This is a genomic window from Candidatus Dadabacteria bacterium, assembly GCA_026706695.1.
In the GTDB taxonomy this organism is placed as follows: domain Bacteria; phylum Desulfobacterota_D; class UBA1144; order Nemesobacterales; family Nemesobacteraceae; genus Nemesobacter.
Genome location: JAPOYE010000019.1, coordinates 1 through 14,796, shown reverse-complemented (window position 1 = coordinate 14,796; position 14,796 = coordinate 1). Strand labels below are relative to the sequence as shown.

General features: G+C 50.5%; 15 protein-coding genes. 4 read left to right on the top strand and 11 right to left on the bottom strand.

Going from position 1 to position 14,796, the window contains the following annotated elements; genetic code table 11:
• The first annotated feature begins 20 nt into the window (after window positions 1-20).
• Together OXG10_01810 and OXG10_01805 are read left to right on the top strand one after the other, a co-directional pair.
• On the top strand, window positions 21-392 hold the full coding sequence (locus OXG10_01810; GenBank protein MCY3826104.1) for a GFA family protein: 372 nt from the start codon (window positions 21-23) through the stop codon (window positions 390-392).
• A gap of 33 nt (window positions 393-425) precedes the next feature.
• Entirely contained in the window at window positions 426-584 is a 159-nt protein-coding gene (locus tag OXG10_01805; protein ID MCY3826103.1) for a hypothetical protein, read from the top strand.
• Between the two features lie 166 nt (window positions 585-750).
• Here the strand turns inward: OXG10_01805 and OXG10_01800 are convergent, their stop codons facing one another.
• The 4 genes from OXG10_01800 to OXG10_01785 form a co-directional block, all read right to left on the bottom strand.
• Window positions 751-1,356 (bottom strand): DUF3365 domain-containing protein, encoded by a 606-nt coding sequence (locus OXG10_01800; GenBank protein ID MCY3826102.1) that lies wholly within the window; start codon window positions 1,354-1,356, stop codon window positions 751-753.
• Between the two features lie 5 nt (window positions 1,357-1,361).
• Entirely contained in the window at window positions 1,362-2,690 is a 1,329-nt protein-coding gene (locus OXG10_01795) for an NrfA- nitrite reduction protein (protein ID MCY3826101.1), read from the bottom strand.
• Window positions 2,691-2,700: 10 nt separating this feature from the next.
• Window positions 2,701-3,252, bottom strand: coding sequence for a hypothetical protein (locus OXG10_01790; GenBank protein ID MCY3826100.1), 552 nt, complete (start codon window positions 3,250-3,252; stop codon window positions 2,701-2,703).
• A 242-nt stretch (window positions 3,253-3,494) separates the two neighbouring features.
• Window positions 3,495-4,883, bottom strand: a complete 1,389-nt coding sequence (locus tag OXG10_01785; protein ID MCY3826099.1) for a hypothetical protein — start codon at window positions 4,881-4,883, stop codon at window positions 3,495-3,497.
• 519 nt (window positions 4,884-5,402) lie between these two features.
• Between OXG10_01785 and OXG10_01780 the strand changes: the two genes are divergently transcribed.
• The gene (locus OXG10_01780; GenBank protein ID MCY3826098.1) at window positions 5,403-6,161 is read left to right on the top strand and encodes a sulfite exporter TauE/SafE family protein; all 759 of its coding nucleotides are present in this window, start codon (window positions 5,403-5,405) and stop codon (window positions 6,159-6,161) included.
• Between the two features lie 14 nt (window positions 6,162-6,175).
• Here OXG10_01780 and OXG10_01775 read toward each other — a convergent pair whose 3' ends face one another.
• From OXG10_01775 to OXG10_01745, 7 genes are all read right to left on the bottom strand, one after another.
• Window positions 6,176-8,203, bottom strand: a complete 2,028-nt coding sequence (locus OXG10_01775) for an ABC transporter ATP-binding protein (protein ID MCY3826097.1) — start codon at window positions 8,201-8,203, stop codon at window positions 6,176-6,178.
• Between the two features lie 9 nt (window positions 8,204-8,212).
• Window positions 8,213-9,943 (bottom strand): ABC transporter ATP-binding protein, encoded by a 1,731-nt coding sequence (locus OXG10_01770; protein MCY3826096.1) that lies wholly within the window; start codon window positions 9,941-9,943, stop codon window positions 8,213-8,215.
• The gene (locus tag OXG10_01765; GenBank protein ID MCY3826095.1) at window positions 9,936-11,165 is read right to left on the bottom strand and encodes a transposase; all 1,230 of its coding nucleotides are present in this window, start codon (window positions 11,163-11,165) and stop codon (window positions 9,936-9,938) included. The genes OXG10_01770 and OXG10_01765 overlap by 8 nt, the downstream gene beginning before the upstream one ends.
• Window positions 11,166-11,504: 339 nt before the next feature.
• A complete protein-coding gene (locus OXG10_01760; GenBank protein MCY3826094.1) occupies window positions 11,505-11,756 on the bottom strand; it encodes a hypothetical protein in 252 nt (83 codons plus the stop codon).
• A gap of 64 nt (window positions 11,757-11,820) precedes the next feature.
• Entirely contained in the window at window positions 11,821-13,071 is a 1,251-nt protein-coding gene (locus OXG10_01755; GenBank protein ID MCY3826093.1) for a DNA methyltransferase, read from the bottom strand.
• Complete coding sequence (locus tag OXG10_01750) at window positions 13,068-14,006, bottom strand: IS1595 family transposase (protein MCY3826092.1); 939 nt, start codon at window positions 14,004-14,006, stop codon at window positions 13,068-13,070. Before OXG10_01750 ends, OXG10_01755 begins: the two co-directional genes overlap by 4 nt.
• 50 nt (window positions 14,007-14,056) lie before the next feature.
• Window positions 14,057-14,434, bottom strand: a complete 378-nt coding sequence (locus tag OXG10_01745) for a hypothetical protein (GenBank protein MCY3826091.1) — start codon at window positions 14,432-14,434, stop codon at window positions 14,057-14,059.
• A gap of 136 nt (window positions 14,435-14,570) precedes the next feature.
• On the opposite strand from OXG10_01745, the gene OXG10_01740 reads away from it, so the two are divergent.
• A partial coding sequence (locus OXG10_01740) for an IS5/IS1182 family transposase (GenBank protein MCY3826090.1) occupies window positions 14,571-14,796 on the top strand: 226 nt, incomplete at its 3' end.

Sequence of the window (14,796 nt, the reverse complement as noted above, 5' to 3'; positions counted from 1 at the left end):
AATAAGGTCAGGAGGACGACATGGCGGATATCCACACCGGCGGCTGCCTCTGCGGCGGCGTTAGATACAAGACTACCGGCCCCCTGCGCTCAGTGATCGCCTGCCACTGCACACAGTGTCGCAAGACATCCGGCCACCATACGGCCATGACCTCGGTACCCCGTGCCAACCTCATTCTCGAGTCTGACGAAACCCTCGTCTGGTTCAAATCTTCTGATATAGCTAGGCGCGGGTTCTGCGGGCGCTGCGGCGGCAACCTGTTCTGGGAACCGGTGGGCGAGGATCGCGTCTCGATTGCTGCCGGCACCCTCGACGGCGCGACCGGGCTCACAATCGAGAGTCATATCTACACCGAGGACGCCGGCGACTACTACGACCTTCCAGAGATCTGAGCGAGCGATTATACTAACCAGGTAGCTGAGAACATGTACGAATACGACCTTCTTTCTCTAACCCTGTTTTTCTTCACAGGTGTTCTGGCAGGAGTAATAAACGTGATGGCGGGTGGTGGAAGCAATATCGTTCTTCCGGCGTTCATATTCTTGGAATCGATCCCACTGTCGCAAACGGAGCAAACAGGGTAGCGATCCTGTTTCAGAATTTTTTCGCTACCCTTTCCTTCAGAAAAGAGAGCATTACAGACATGAAAACTAGCGTCAAGCCCGCAGCTTTCACCCTTCCCGGCGTTTTTGTGATAGTTTTTTCGAAGGAATAGTTTTTGCAGCTGTTTTTTTTGAGCGACGCTCAAGGTTAACGATTTTCCGAAAGCGGTATGCGGATAACGACGCCGCCCATGGTCTTGCCAAGTTCGAAATCGCTCCGCGGACTGTCTTTGTGATTGTTGTGGCAGTTAATGCATGCGGGAGCCACTGCAACATCCGGGTAGACTGCCGTGAAGAATTTTTTTCCGCCTAGGGTCTCTTCAGCGTAAAAAGGCTTCTGTCTCTTGGCTACCGCTTCAAGTCCTTGTTTTTCAACCTCGGTTTTAGGCGCGTTCTGCTTGTTAACCGGCCAGAGCGAAAGAAGGGAATAGCTGAAAACGTCGGTTTTGTCCGAAACCATTTTAGCCCCCATGCGGAACATCTGGGCCGGCAGTGGGAGCGCCTTGTCATCCTTCCAGTGCTCGCTCGCCTTGATAACTTTCTCTTCATCCTGCAGACGGTCGACCACTTTGCGGGTGTAGACGGTCCGGTCGGATTCTATGACGGCGTAAAGCGCGTCGGCCATCGTTCTGGGAGTGAAGGTGGTGCCGGATTCCTGGTTGTTCCCGCTACCCCCGCCACTGCCGCCGCATCCTGTCGCCAGGGCGACCAGAAGAAACCCGCCCAGTGTTAATGTGCGGACAGTTCTGTTCATGATCATCATTTCTTTTTTCTCCTCAGGTCTTCAACCGCCCGCTGCACTGCCATATCGACGCTTTCGACATGGCGGGACGGCTGTCCCTTGAAATTCCGCTCGATGAGGACCGGGTCCGCCAGAGCGTCGATCGAAAAAGGAAGTCCGTGACATTTCATGCAGACGCCGCGGATCATCTTCTCGTTCGGTTGCAGGTTCATATTTTGATTATGCTGAACTAAAATCCGTTTGTCATCCCCTTTTCTGTGCGGTTCCCGCGGCAGATGACACGTGGCGCAGCTCACGCCGCTTCCCGGAACGGCGAGACCGCTTGCCTCCGCCTGCCAGAGTTCGAAGTGGGGGGAATCCTTGTAGGACTTGCTGTGGGTATCTGTGTGACACCCGAGGCAGGAATCCACCGCGGCCTGGACGGTATCGAATTCATGAGCGCCGTGACATGACGTGCAGCCGAGTTCGCGTTGCGCTGCCTCGGGGTCCATGGGCAGACGTGCGAGCGACGGCGACATGGGAGAGAGGCCCGAGGCAAGGCGCATGCCGTGTTTTCCCGCGAGAAATCCCGAGACTTCGTTTTCATGGCAGGACTCACACGCCTCGTGAGTCAGCGAATCGCTCCACCGTGCTCCGGGGCTCTCGCCGACATGGCAATTTGAGCAGTTGACCCCCGCGCGTGCGTGGACGGTGCCGGCCCATTCCGCAAGTAGAACTGGGTCGACCTCCCTGTCTGTCGGTGCGTCGTGCTCCCTAGAAGAAAGAAGGGGTCCGACAGCCTCGGGTTCGTCTCTTCTGCTCACAAGCGGTGTCGCAAGCACCCAGGGTTCGTCGCTGTGCTGAAGCAGAAAGTCCTCATAGAGAGCTCTGTTATCGTGGTAGTTGTGACAGCCAGCCGCGGCGCAGGTGTTAAAATCCATTTCAGTGTGGGTAGGGCGCTGTTCGGCAATATCGAAATGGCAGTGAAAGCAGTGATCATCGGGCACCGTGACTCCCATAGTGGTTACCATTTCCGGGTGGTGTTCCACATGGCAGCTTACGCACAGGCGCGCGTTTAGCAATTCAAGCTCCGCTAGGCTGCGCGGATCGGTAAATACACTTTCGGCGTGGGAATCATTGGCTATCTCAAATTCCTTGGCGTGACAATCAAGACAGGCTTGCTGGGGAACGCCTTCAAAAGGGATGTGGCACGCCTCACACGCAAGTTCGATCTGGTGGTGTCCGTGGGTTGCTTTGCCGGGCAGAAAAGCCTGCTGGTTATCAGTCTGGAGTCGCCAGATGAAGAATCCCGCCACAAGGAGATTGAGGGAAATCAGAAATCCCCAGAAAATTCGAGCGCGTGCCACAAGTGTATCCTTAGAAGTAATAGACCGACAGAATGTGCAGGGCTATCAGAACGGGAAGTGGCGAGAGCATCAGTACGTGTATCCAGACCATGCGTCTTCTCCATCTGTGACTCGGATGTTTTGTGAACTGATAGCGCGACCATATTCCGGTTGCTGCAAGTGCGCCGCCTAGATTAGCGGCTACAAACACTATCATCAGCGCCAGGTTCAGATTCGAGCCGAACCGCATTCCCGTATGCGCCACCAGCACGATGAGTCCCGCTACGCCCAGTATCCCGTGCAAAACGCGCCAGGATGAAAACGAGCCGAACCGCAGCCGTCTCCAGTGCTTGCGGAAGTAAAGCGATAGACATATAATGGAGAATCCCAGCAGCAAAAATCCCGTGACCTGCTGCCAGAAACCGCTACGCCAGAGTATATCTAAAGGTATGTCCTGGCGGACTGTCCGTGAGTACGGAATCGTCATCAGAGAGATTGCTGTAACCAGTATAACGGCCGAAACGGCGGCCGTGACGAGCCCTCTGACTTCCATTCCGTGCCACGGCTTAGTGGACTGTGACATCCTCTGTGCGCTGCGGGACATGATATCAGAATATATGCTTTTCGGGGCTCTTGCCAACCCAGCTCGGACTGGTCATCTTCTAACCGGTGACTAGTTCCCCCGAAAGCTTGGCAAAGGGCATGAAGTTCCGCTCGACGCTTGCAGTTTCAGTGTGCCGATGTACCAGTCCGCTTTTCTGCCTGTATCACGAGCCAAGGGTAATCGCCCGCTGCCGGCATCACGCTGGTGAGAAGCCTTGATGATCAGTCATTACGCCAATTCTGGAGCTTTCGGAAGAACTCCTTCCGGGCGCGCCTTCCGGGGAAAACTACCGAGAACAAAACGGAAGCTGTCAGGAACAGGTTGAGCAAAGCTCCCTGAGGGCTATTGCCACTCCCGGCGACTGTACACGCTCCGTTGTCTTCATCAGGTTCGGGATAAACTCCTGAACCAAAGATGTACATGAAGCGACCGATAGGATCTTCATGATGACCTACATCTGCTGCTTCAATGTAACTTATCTTGTGCGAATTGCCCGGAACTAGGTTGCTCTCCAGCCATTGCGGAGTTGGTTCATCACCGGGACGCAACCAGTGATATTCGACAAAGTCGCCCTTTCCATCTTTGGGCGTCCCGTTTTCTGTTACCGAGTTCCTGAGCAGTTCCGCAATATTCTTGTTTTCCTCTCCGTCAATCGGATTTGGATTCGGGTCCCTCAGCTTAAGATTCAGTCCGTTCAGTTGAGGACTGTTTCCGTTTAGAACCACGGTGGCATCTTCATCCAATTCCATGATGAAAACGTATATGCTGCCTTCCTTAAAATCTCCTTCTGAAAAACAAGCGATTTTCTTCTGAAATTCCGTGTACCTTATGGAAGCCATATCGTCAAACCTTATAATCCTATCAGGGTCCCCTTTCCTCAATTCCTCCATCGCTTTTCTTCTGCCATCCACAAGCAGGTCTTGAGTGACGGAAATAACGCTCTTTACATACAGTTTAAGAAGCAGTTTCTGCGTATCCAGACTCTCTTCGCTTTCAACATCCCCGGCGGTGGTATCAAGTTCGAGACCCGTACAATCGGGTTTGATTACAGCGGAGTCTTCTTCGTCGTGATGAAAGCCTGCTATGACTACGAACTCTCCATAGATAGTATCTACTTTCTTTCCGCAGGCCTGTCTGTCTTCTCCGCCGTATCTGTACCCCGTGCAACCCCCTTCTTCGATTAGCTGCCCTAAGATATCCCCGATCTGCGAACCCTGGGCGTCCGGGTCAACCACTTTGCCATACAATCCGGGATGTCCCGGGTGATTGTCTATGATATTAGCGGAATTTATTATGATGGAGTACATGTCGTCGCCATCGTTAAAAACCCCTTGCTTTCTTAGTTCCTCGAAAAATATCACCCAGAGGCTTACCAGTTCTTTTTGTTCTTCCAGAGTGGGGTCGGGGTTGTTGACTCTTAGTAACGGACTGAAATGTTCAATTATGTGGGAAAGGAACTCCCCCACCTCCGCTTCACTTGCGATATTGACGTCTTCCGCCATCTTGTTGTTCTGACTTTCCTTATGAGCCGAAGCTTCAATGCTGAACGAAAAAACAAGCACTAATGAGAAAAACAAGCCCAGAAGCGTTCCGTGTGTTTTAACCTTCATCGCCTTCCTCCCGATACTGCAATTTCTGATTTGCCGACATTACGCTTCGCCATGTCTGCTCTGAATAATTTCACAGCCGCATTTGCAGACAGTAATTTCGTAGTCCTCCAGACAACCAAATTCTTTTTTCTTCAAAATTCTAACACATCTGGAATTTTTTATGGAATCACGGGCAAGAATCTGGTAATCACCTCTGTTTTGCTCCCTTTTTCTTCTTATTGACTCTCCCCTGGTTCACTCCCTTGGGAGATAAACAACTGCCGGGGTGTGCCAAGGGCCCCGAATTTCCCACAGCCTTTTGGCATACCACCTGCCAATCAAGGCTCTGGAGGCTAATGGCATTTGTTTCGGTTATCATTTAAATAACATTCGAGGGGACTGGGAAAATCCAAGAGAACCGGTCGCGGCGGATGCCGATTCTCTCTAACCTTGTTTTCAGTTCGCGGAAAGGGGTTCGGTGCGGGTTGGCGGCGGCAAAAATTTTCTCCTGACCTCTGTCGTGGCTGGAGTCCGAATAACATGCACGAATACGATCTTTTTTCTTTAGTTCTGCTTTTTTTCACGGGCGTTCTGGCGGGAGTGATAAACGTGATGGCGGGTGGAGGAAGCAGTATTGTTCTTCCCGTGCTCATATTTCTTGGGATTGATCCCACAGTCGCAAACGGAACAAACAGGGTGGCGATTTTGTTTCAGAATTTCTTCGCGACTCTTTCCTTCAGAAAAGAGGGCGTTGCCGACATAAAGACCGGCGTCAAGCTGGCGGCCTTCACCCTTCCCGGCGTTTTGGTGGGAGCTTTCGCGGCGGTACGGGTAGGTGACGAGCTTTTCGAGAAAATCCTGGCCGTCGTGCTTATCTTCGTCTGCGCATCCTTCTTCCTTAAAGTTGATTCTTTCGGCAAGCTGCTCGGCGGCGGCGAAACAGGGCGGGGGTGGATTCTTTACCCGGCACTTGTACTTATAGGTTTTTACGGCGGCTTTATCCAGGTCGGCGTCGGACTTTTCATAATGGCGGCTCTTTATCATCTTATGGGAGCATCCCTGGCCAAGGTAAACGCGCACAAGGTGATTGTGGTGCTTACCTACACGATTCCGGCGATCCTCATATTTTTTCTAAGCGGCAACATAATCTGGTTCATAGGCATCTGTCTTGCCGCGGGAAATTCGGTCGGCGGATGGTTCGGCGCCATGTTTTCTGTAAGGGGCGGCGAAAAATACATAAGGATGGCTCTTGTGGTTGCCGTCGGGCTTATGGCCCTTAAGCTTCTCCGGGTATTTTAGGCGCCGGGCAGGTGTCATGCGCCGGTGCCCGGAAGGGGATCCGCCGCGGTCTTTCTCAGAAATTCGTACAGAGTGTGGTAGATGTTTTTGTTCTGAATCAGCTTCTCGTGAGTTCCCTGCTCCACTACTTCCCCCTTATGGATCACTATTACGTTATCAACGTTCTTTAGGGTTGAGAGCTTGTGGGTTATGACCAGCCTTGTCTGAGAGCCGGCAGTGCTTCTTATCACTTCCTGTATTCTTTTTTCAGTTTCCGCGTCCAGATGGGAAGTCGCCTCGTCCATTATAAGAAGTTTCGAATTTTTCCTGACCGCTTTTTCGATCGACCGGGCCTGGGTTTCTCCCGAAGAAAGCTTTACGGTCTCGGCTGCCGAGCCATCCCGCTCGTCCCTTTCGTCGGATATGTCCTTTTCGAACAGAAACAGGTCCTGGAAGATGGCGGTTATGTTCGAGCGCAGGTACCTGTTTGACAGTTCCTCGATGTCTACGCCGTTAAAGAGAATCTGGCCCCTCTGGGGTTTGTAGAATTTAAGGAGCAGGTTCACGATGGTCGTCTTCCCCGCTCCCGTGATTCCCACAAGGGCGGTACTCTCTCCAGGTCTTATTGTAAAGGATGCGTTCTTGAGCACCCATTCCCGCTCGTTATACGAAAACCATACGCCCCGGAACTCAAGAGATCCCTCGGTTGTCGCGGGCACCAGAGATCCGCTTACCTCAGATTTTTCCGCCAGAGTGTCGTAGAGGTTCTCGGAGGCCGCAACGGCGGACTGGAAGACATTGAATTTTTCTGAAAGCTCCTGGATGGGCTTGAATATCATCCTCACGTAGTAAAGAAACGCGAGCAGGGCTCCCAGGGACAGGTCAAGGTTCATGACCCCGATCGCCCCGTACCACAGGATTATCCCGGTTGCCGCTATGCCCACGTACTCTATGGAAGGGCGGAAAATCACGTAGACCCAGAGCTGCTGTATATTGGCCCTGTAGTTTTCCGTGTTTACTTCCCAGAATTTCTCGAAGTTTCTTTTCTCCTTTCCGTAAAGCTTAAGGAGCACTATTCCCCTCATGCTTTCCGCGACAAAGGCGTTAAGCTTGCCTATGGTTCTTCGGATCTCCCTGTACACCAGTCGAAGCTTCATTCGGAAGATGGATACCGTGAAAGTAAGGAACGCCGTAAGCGCGATGATTATAAGCGTGAGCCCGACGTTCATCCTGAACATGATCACCAGAGTGCCGATTATGATTATGATGTCCTTTATGAAGTGTATGAGAACGGAGGTGTACATCTCGTTTATGGCGTTAACGTCGTTTGTGACGCGTGTGGTTATCCTGCCCACGGGATTTCGGTCGAAGTACTGCTGGGGAAGTGAGAGTATGTGGGAGAGGGTGTGGTTTCGCATGTCGTGCATTATTTTCTGGCCCGAGTAGTGAAGAATGTAGGTAAAAGAAGAGCTGAAGATGAAAATTCCAACCACCGATAAAACCACGTATAAAGCGAGGGTCTTGAGCCTTCTTGTCTGTTTTGAGCGAAGAAGCGACACTTCCTCTTTGGCGAGCGATCCAAGGTCTGAGTGAGCCAGAAACGCGGCCCCTTCGGTTTCTTCAAACAGGGAGGCGTTTCGGGCTAGTATTCCCGAAACCTCCTGCTTTTCATCTCCCTCAAATTCCCCGGGGCTGACCACGATATATTTTGTCTCGGAGAACTCGACGCCCGAGCGTTCGATTCTGTCTTTCTCCGAGGATGAGAGCTTTGAGAAATCGACCAGAAATCCTCCGTCCCCAAGGGCAAGCGTGGATTCTGTCCCGAGTCCCGAGAGCGCCCGCTCCGCTTCTTCCCCTCCCCCGGCCCTGCTCCATGTAGGATAGATATGGTCGTCGACCGCGACTTTGATGAGGTAGGGAACCGTGATCTCAAGCGCCGCTGTGGCGATCATCAGAAGAAGGGACAGGGCGAAGTAACCTCTGTACTTTCCCAGAAAGCCCAGAATCCACCCCATGATCTTAAGATCGTAAGTTGATTTCCTATTTCTCTCCAAGTCGCTCATTTATACACCTTAGACAGACTGCAGTCTTTCAAGCGCGTAGTAAACTCCGCGTCGCTCCACAAGCTCCCTTCGCGCCCCGCTTTCGATTATCTCTCCGTTTTTCATGACCGCGACCCGCGAGAGTCCGGCTACGGAGGATATTCTGTTTGAAATTATCACCACCGTGCGCCCGCGCATCGCCTCTATCACGTTCGTTATCACGGTGTTCTCCGTTTGCGGGTCGAGGGACGAGAGCACGTCGTCAAGTATCAGGACTTCGGGGTTGAGCACCAGGGCCCTTGCTATGGCCAGGCGTTGTCGCTGTCCTCCCGAGAGGCTGAGTCCCCGCTCTCCCACCACGGTGTCGAATCCCTGCTGAAACTCCATTATCTGTCCGTATATCCCCGCCGTTTTGGCGGCCTGCTCCACCTGCTCGCGGGTTATGCCCGGGTTTATGAAGGTTATGTTGTCATAAACCGTTCCGCTGAACACGGTTATTTCCTGCGGCACGTAGACGATGGTCTCCTGAAGGCTTTTTCTTGATACCTCCCTTATGTCGGTCCCGTCGACCGTTATTGCGCCCGGTTCGGTCTCGTGGATTTTCATGAGCAGCTTCATCAACGTGGTCTTCCCGGAGCCCACGAGCCCCGTTATTCCCAGAGTCGTCCCGCAGGGTATGTGGAGATTGACTTCGCGCAGAGCCAGGGTGGAGCCGTAGGAGAAGGAAACCCCGGAGAACCTTATGTCTCCCTTGAGTTCGTAGTCCTTCTCCCCTGCCCGGGTGTCGTCTTTTTGTTCAACCGCGAAAATGTTGTTCAGCCTGTTTATCGAGGCGTTCCCCCTTTTTAGAAGATCGATCGCCCATCCCATGGCCATCATCGGCCAGGCGAGCATCATCAGGTAGATGAGTATGGCGGAGAACTCTCCGAGGGTTATCTCGGTACCAATCGCGCCAGCTCCGCCGAAGAAAAGAAACAGGGCCGTCGCTAATGAGGGTACGAAATATATAAACGGCTGAAAGCCCGCCCTGATCTTCACCAGGTGTACGTTTTTTTCAAGGTAGTCTTCGCTCGCACGTTCAAAATCCCGCCCCTCGGCCCGCTCAAGTCCGAACGCTTTTACTACCTTGATTCCCGAGACCGGCTTCCTCGCGCTTTCGGTGAGCTCTGAGAAGGAATCTTGGGAACGCTGGAACCTCCTCTCTATCATGTTTCCGAACTTGTATACGAAGACGGCGAGTGCGGGGAACGGCAAAAACGCGTAGAAGGCCATCTCGGGAGAGATGTAGATCATCGCGGCGAAGATGAAGAAAAACAGGAATATCCCGTCATACGCTATGAGCAGACCCAGGCCACAGGAGAACTTGAGAGTCTCTATGTCGTTCACCGTGTGCGCCATCAGGTCGCCGATCTTTCTTCCCGAGAAGAAATCGAAGTTAAGCTTCTGGAGGTGCTCGAAGAAATCGTTTCTGAGCGAGTACTCTATTTTCCTCGCCCCGCCCATTATGAAGTACCGCCAGCCGAGGCGGAAAAACGCCATGAGCAGCCCGAGACCGAGTATGTAGAGGGAGTACTTGGTTATGAGGGAAAAATCTGCGCTCCGCAGAGTGAGCTCATCTATTATCCACTGGATTACTATGGGAACCGACAGCTGCGCCATATCCACCAGCGTGAGAGAGACAAGACCGGTTAGAAACGAGTATCTGTACCGCAGAATAAGGGAGGAAATGCTTGTTTGGGAGTTATATACTTGTTTACCCATAGGGCAATCTCGTATCAATTTCACGGTTCGCAGGGACTGTGCTAATACCAGTACCCTCTCCGTGCAGTTGCGCCATTCCCAGACGCCTTATGTTAATCGCAGCGTTCGTGTCCGCGTTGGACACAAACCCGCAACTCACACACAGGAACCGCGCTTGAGATTTACGGTTCTCTTTATCTGTATGACCACACTCAGAACACGTCTGAGATGTATACGCGGGATTCACTTTTATCAATTTCCCGCACTTGTACTCAAGATTTCTTCTTATCTCCCCCATGGCGGTATCAAGCATCGCCCTGTTAAGTCCTGCCTTCTGCCTTACGTTTCTCCCCGGATTCTCTACAGTACCCTTCGCAGAAGCAGTCATGTTCCTAACCTTTAAGTCTTCTGTGACTATAGTTCCGCATTTCCCGGAAACCTCACTTGTTGTCTTGTGAATCCAGTTCCTGCGAGTATTAGCTATCTTCCTACTTGCCTTCCTGAGTTTCTTCTTTGTGTCTTTTCTTCTGTTAGACCCCTTTACCTGCCTTGCCATTTTCCTCTGATACCACTTCTTTCGCTTCTCTTTTTTCTCAAGATCAGGCAGAAAGTAGAAATCTCCATCTGAAGTGGCAATCTGGCGTGCGTTCATGTCAACTCCGAGAACCTCACCGTTATCCGGTCTTTTCTCTACTTCAACCTCGTAGGAAACAAAGGCACGCCACCTGTGTCCGTCATGGCGAAGCACTGCCTGCTTGGGTACTCCGCTTTCCCAGGGATTGCCTCCCCTGCGGGCAAGCGTTACCAAGCCCACCAAGGGAATAAGAAGTGAAGAATACTTTTTGTTGACCTTCCGTATTCTTACACCACAAGAACTTGGTATGGTGAAACTGGGAGCGGTTTTTTTTCTGCTCCTCGGCTTTGGGAAGCCCTTTTTGCCAGCCATAGCATCTTTTAATGCATCAGAAAAATACTTGAGAGTGTGCTTGATAGGATTGGCAGGAAGACCCCTAAGCCAGTCTGTCTCATGCCTCAGCTTGGTAAACTCGACTCCGAGACTGAAATAACTGGTATGCGGTCTCTGCCCCTTGTCGTTTCTGAACGCTTGGTAGTCGGCAAGGTTTTTTCCCCGAAAATGGTTCCAGACGAACCTGCAGGCTCCCGCTATCCGGAACATCTTCGCTGCCTTTGCCTTGGATGTAGGCAGAACGACAAACTCTACGGTACGTATTTCTTTAGCCATTGCAGTATGTTATCCCCATCCATCATGGCGTTTGGGTAAGCAAGTATATAATTCCCAACATTTTTCGGGACCGAAGAACCAAGCGGCTGCCAAGGCTTGGTCCCATCGGATAAAAAGCAAATTTCAGGCGGCGCACGACCGCCAAATCATTGGGAATTATATCTAAAAGTCACATTTTCTAACGGTCTATAGTTCTATTATAAAATTCAGTTCTTTTCTTCCACTATTTTCACCGGTTGAAAAAAAGCTTTGTTCACGGTTAGCTTGTCAGCCCCGGGCATATCAAATTCTTCCCTTAACTCCTTTCTTGACGGTTGATAATCTTTCCTTGAAGGAAGTTTAATCTCTTTGGGTTTCTTTTTGGGTTTGGTCATTATCATCCTCCTTTACAGGCGGGGGTGGTTCGTCTATATGCTGAATACATCCGCAGTCTGCGGCAAGTTCTATATCAATCCTGACTTTCTCAATTTCCCTGTCCCACAGGTTCTCCCTAAGCACCCTTGCCAGTTCCATTAGCTTCTCCACCTCTAACCCTTCGTCCACGTAAGCATATTGGTAGCCATCTTCCCTGAACTCGGCGCACTTCCGCAAGCGTTTATCGTCCCACCCTTATTAACTTGACCGTAACTTGTATCATGCTGCTCTCCTTAATTTCTCATCCGGCATAAGCTACCTTCCTTCCCTCAATCTTAGCCAACAGATATTCCTGTCCTCGATTGCCTTTAATGCTATTACAGTTGCCACAAAGCAACTGTAGATTATCAAGATGATCCGTGCCTCCAACCGAACGGGCGATTATATGATCGATGGTAAGATTCCTCATTTCAAAATGAGTTCCACATCCTTTACAATGCCCTTCCTGCTCCCCATACAGAAATTTCTTGTTGTCGGTTGAATTATAGGGTTTGAGTTGGATCACATCGGTACGTTCCGGTATGTCCTTACGGGCGACTATCTCCTGAAACAACCCTTGATCCTGTTTAATCCGTATAGTTACCAGTTCCGCCGCCTTAGGAGAAATATCAATTCCGACCCAGTTACGTTGCAACCTGTCGGCCGCGACGAGGGTTGTGGCGCAACCGCAAAACGGATCAAGCACAATATCACCGGGGCTGCTGCTGGCACGAATTACGTATTCAAGTAACTTGCTCGGCTTCTGCGTAGGATAACCCAAACGTTCCTTGGATGCCGGCATGAGATAAGGTAATGACCACACATCGTCTATCTTTTCCTCATTAACGGTCATATATTGCACCTTGCCGTCGCTGTCTTTCGCATTCACAATACGCTTTGTTTCTTTGTCCCAAACCCGTTTCAGGAAACGCTTTGGCTTTTTCAGCTTCTCTAACACAGGAGAAAATCCAGCTTCTTCCATTGCGTAGAAAAGTAAGCGGTCCGAATTCCGCGTGAAGTAGCGCATTTCGGCTTTCTGATATTTCTTGTACCTCCACACAATTTCATTACGGAAACTTTTACGTCCGAAGATAGCGTCCATCACCAGTTTAAGGTAGTGGCTCATAGTCGGGTCGCAGTGAAGGTAGATGCTTCCAGTAGATTTAAGAATACGTTTCATTTCCAACAACCTGACTGCCATATAAATCAAATATGATTTATCGCTGTTTGTTATGGCGGCATGAATAACTCGATTGAGTGCCGGATGTTTAGCTTCCAACAAATCAAGCCAAGCTACATCCACATCGGAAAGCGACCAAGTGTCTTTAAATTCCGCCCCCGCTGCCTTGCTTCCGATCGGGGCGGCATAATTTGCTTTTGAGTTGAAAGGAGGATCAAGATAAATCAGGTCAATACAGTTGGAATTCATCCCTCGCATTATAGGAAGATTATCTCCGGTAAAGATAGTTTTTTTACCGAAATTAGGTAAGGATGATTCCACTTGCTTGTTCAATTAACGAGTTCCCTGTAAGTTAGCCTCTTGCCCTTCATCCCCTTTGCCAGAAGTCCCATCTGCTCTATGGTATCCAGTTCCCTGACGTTATGCCTTCCTGAAAACTCCATAACATAACGTCCAAGGTGTTTGGGACTGATACTATGGTAAGTCCCATAGTATCCCCTCTTAAGCATACTCCAGAAGCTCTCCACGCCATTTGTATGTGCCTGTTCCCTTACGTACTCATTTACACTATGGTTTACGCTCTCATGTTCAAAGGGAAGTCCGATATAACTTCTATGATCATCAGTATAGACCATAGCCTTCTTAGAAACATGATTACTAATAAATCCCTGCAATTCCTGCTTGGTTCTTTCAGGAACAGGCTTGGCTATAACCTTGTTTGTTACCCTGTCCTTCATTCCTATAACCACGGCTTTGCCGGAAGGACCTTGTATATGACTTCTCTTGTTGTTGTGCTTGTTTTTCTCCTTGCCACCTATGAAGGTCTCGTCCACTTCCACAGTGCCGGAGAACGGTCCCACTTCCGCCTCATACGCCTTACGGAGCCTGTGTAACATAAACCAAGCAGCTTTCTGTCCAATGCCCAGCTCCCTGTGAAGCTTCATGGATGATATGCCTTTGATGTTGGTAATGAACAGGTATATGCCTACAGCCCAGATCCGATACTTTAATTTCGACCCTTCCATGACCGTTCCCGTTCTAAGGGTGAACATAGGCTTACCTTCGCACTCACGGCACCTGTGCGTCATGGTCTTGTGCTTGATGTCAGACTGTACATTAGGAGAATCGCAATAGGGGCAACGAGGGCCTTCGGGCCAACGCTGTTCCGTAAGCCATGCTTTGGCCGTCTTCTCATCCTTGAACATATCCGCTACTTGAAGTAGTGTCAGTCCCTTGCGATGTGATTTTCCAGGTGCTTTCTGTGCCATGATTGTTATCTCCTAATGTGACTATAAGGTAACTGAAGGCAGGCAGGGTGTCAAGAGTGTTGGAGTTCTTTTTTTCTAATTCTCTTGGCCTTTACGTATCCGTGTTGCCTAATCAAAGCTATGGAGTCAGTCGCATTAATTCCAATTCTTTTAACCCTTTCGTTGTCTGGAGTGTCTTTGGGTGTGGACAACCAATCGTCTCTATATTTATTCAAAAGTGAATCTAAATCTGAAGCCAGATGGTACACATAATCTCCTTCCGGCCCTTTTGCAGGATGAAGCTCTCCCGTATTGGGGTCTTGGTTTTGTATCCATACTTCAGTAAGCACTCTAACCCTTTCAAGTTCCGCTATTATAGCTTTATCATGAAGAGGAGATCTAAGTATACGTCCAACTAAATACGTTATAGTGCCCCCAATACCTAACATTAAGGCACTTCTAAAAATACCCTCGTATTCCAGTTAAACTTCAAGCAGGAACAAAGAATACCCGCTCACCCCCCCCCCCCGTCAAATTACAGGGGGGCCGTGGGTGTGGATACAAAACAATGCCGGAGGAAGGAAAGTGGAACAGCTGGATTTCGGAGAAGAGGGCAGGTACGTGAGACTGGATGACAAGAAAGACCCCTTGGTCAAACTCAACGCAATAATTCCCTGGGAACTGTTCCGTCCCCGTCTCAGGTCGGTATGGAGGGAACCGCAGAGGGAGCGCAAGTCAAGCGCGGGGCGCAAGCCGTGGGACGAGATAGTGATGTTCAAGACGATAATTCTGTGCGCTCTTTACAATCTGT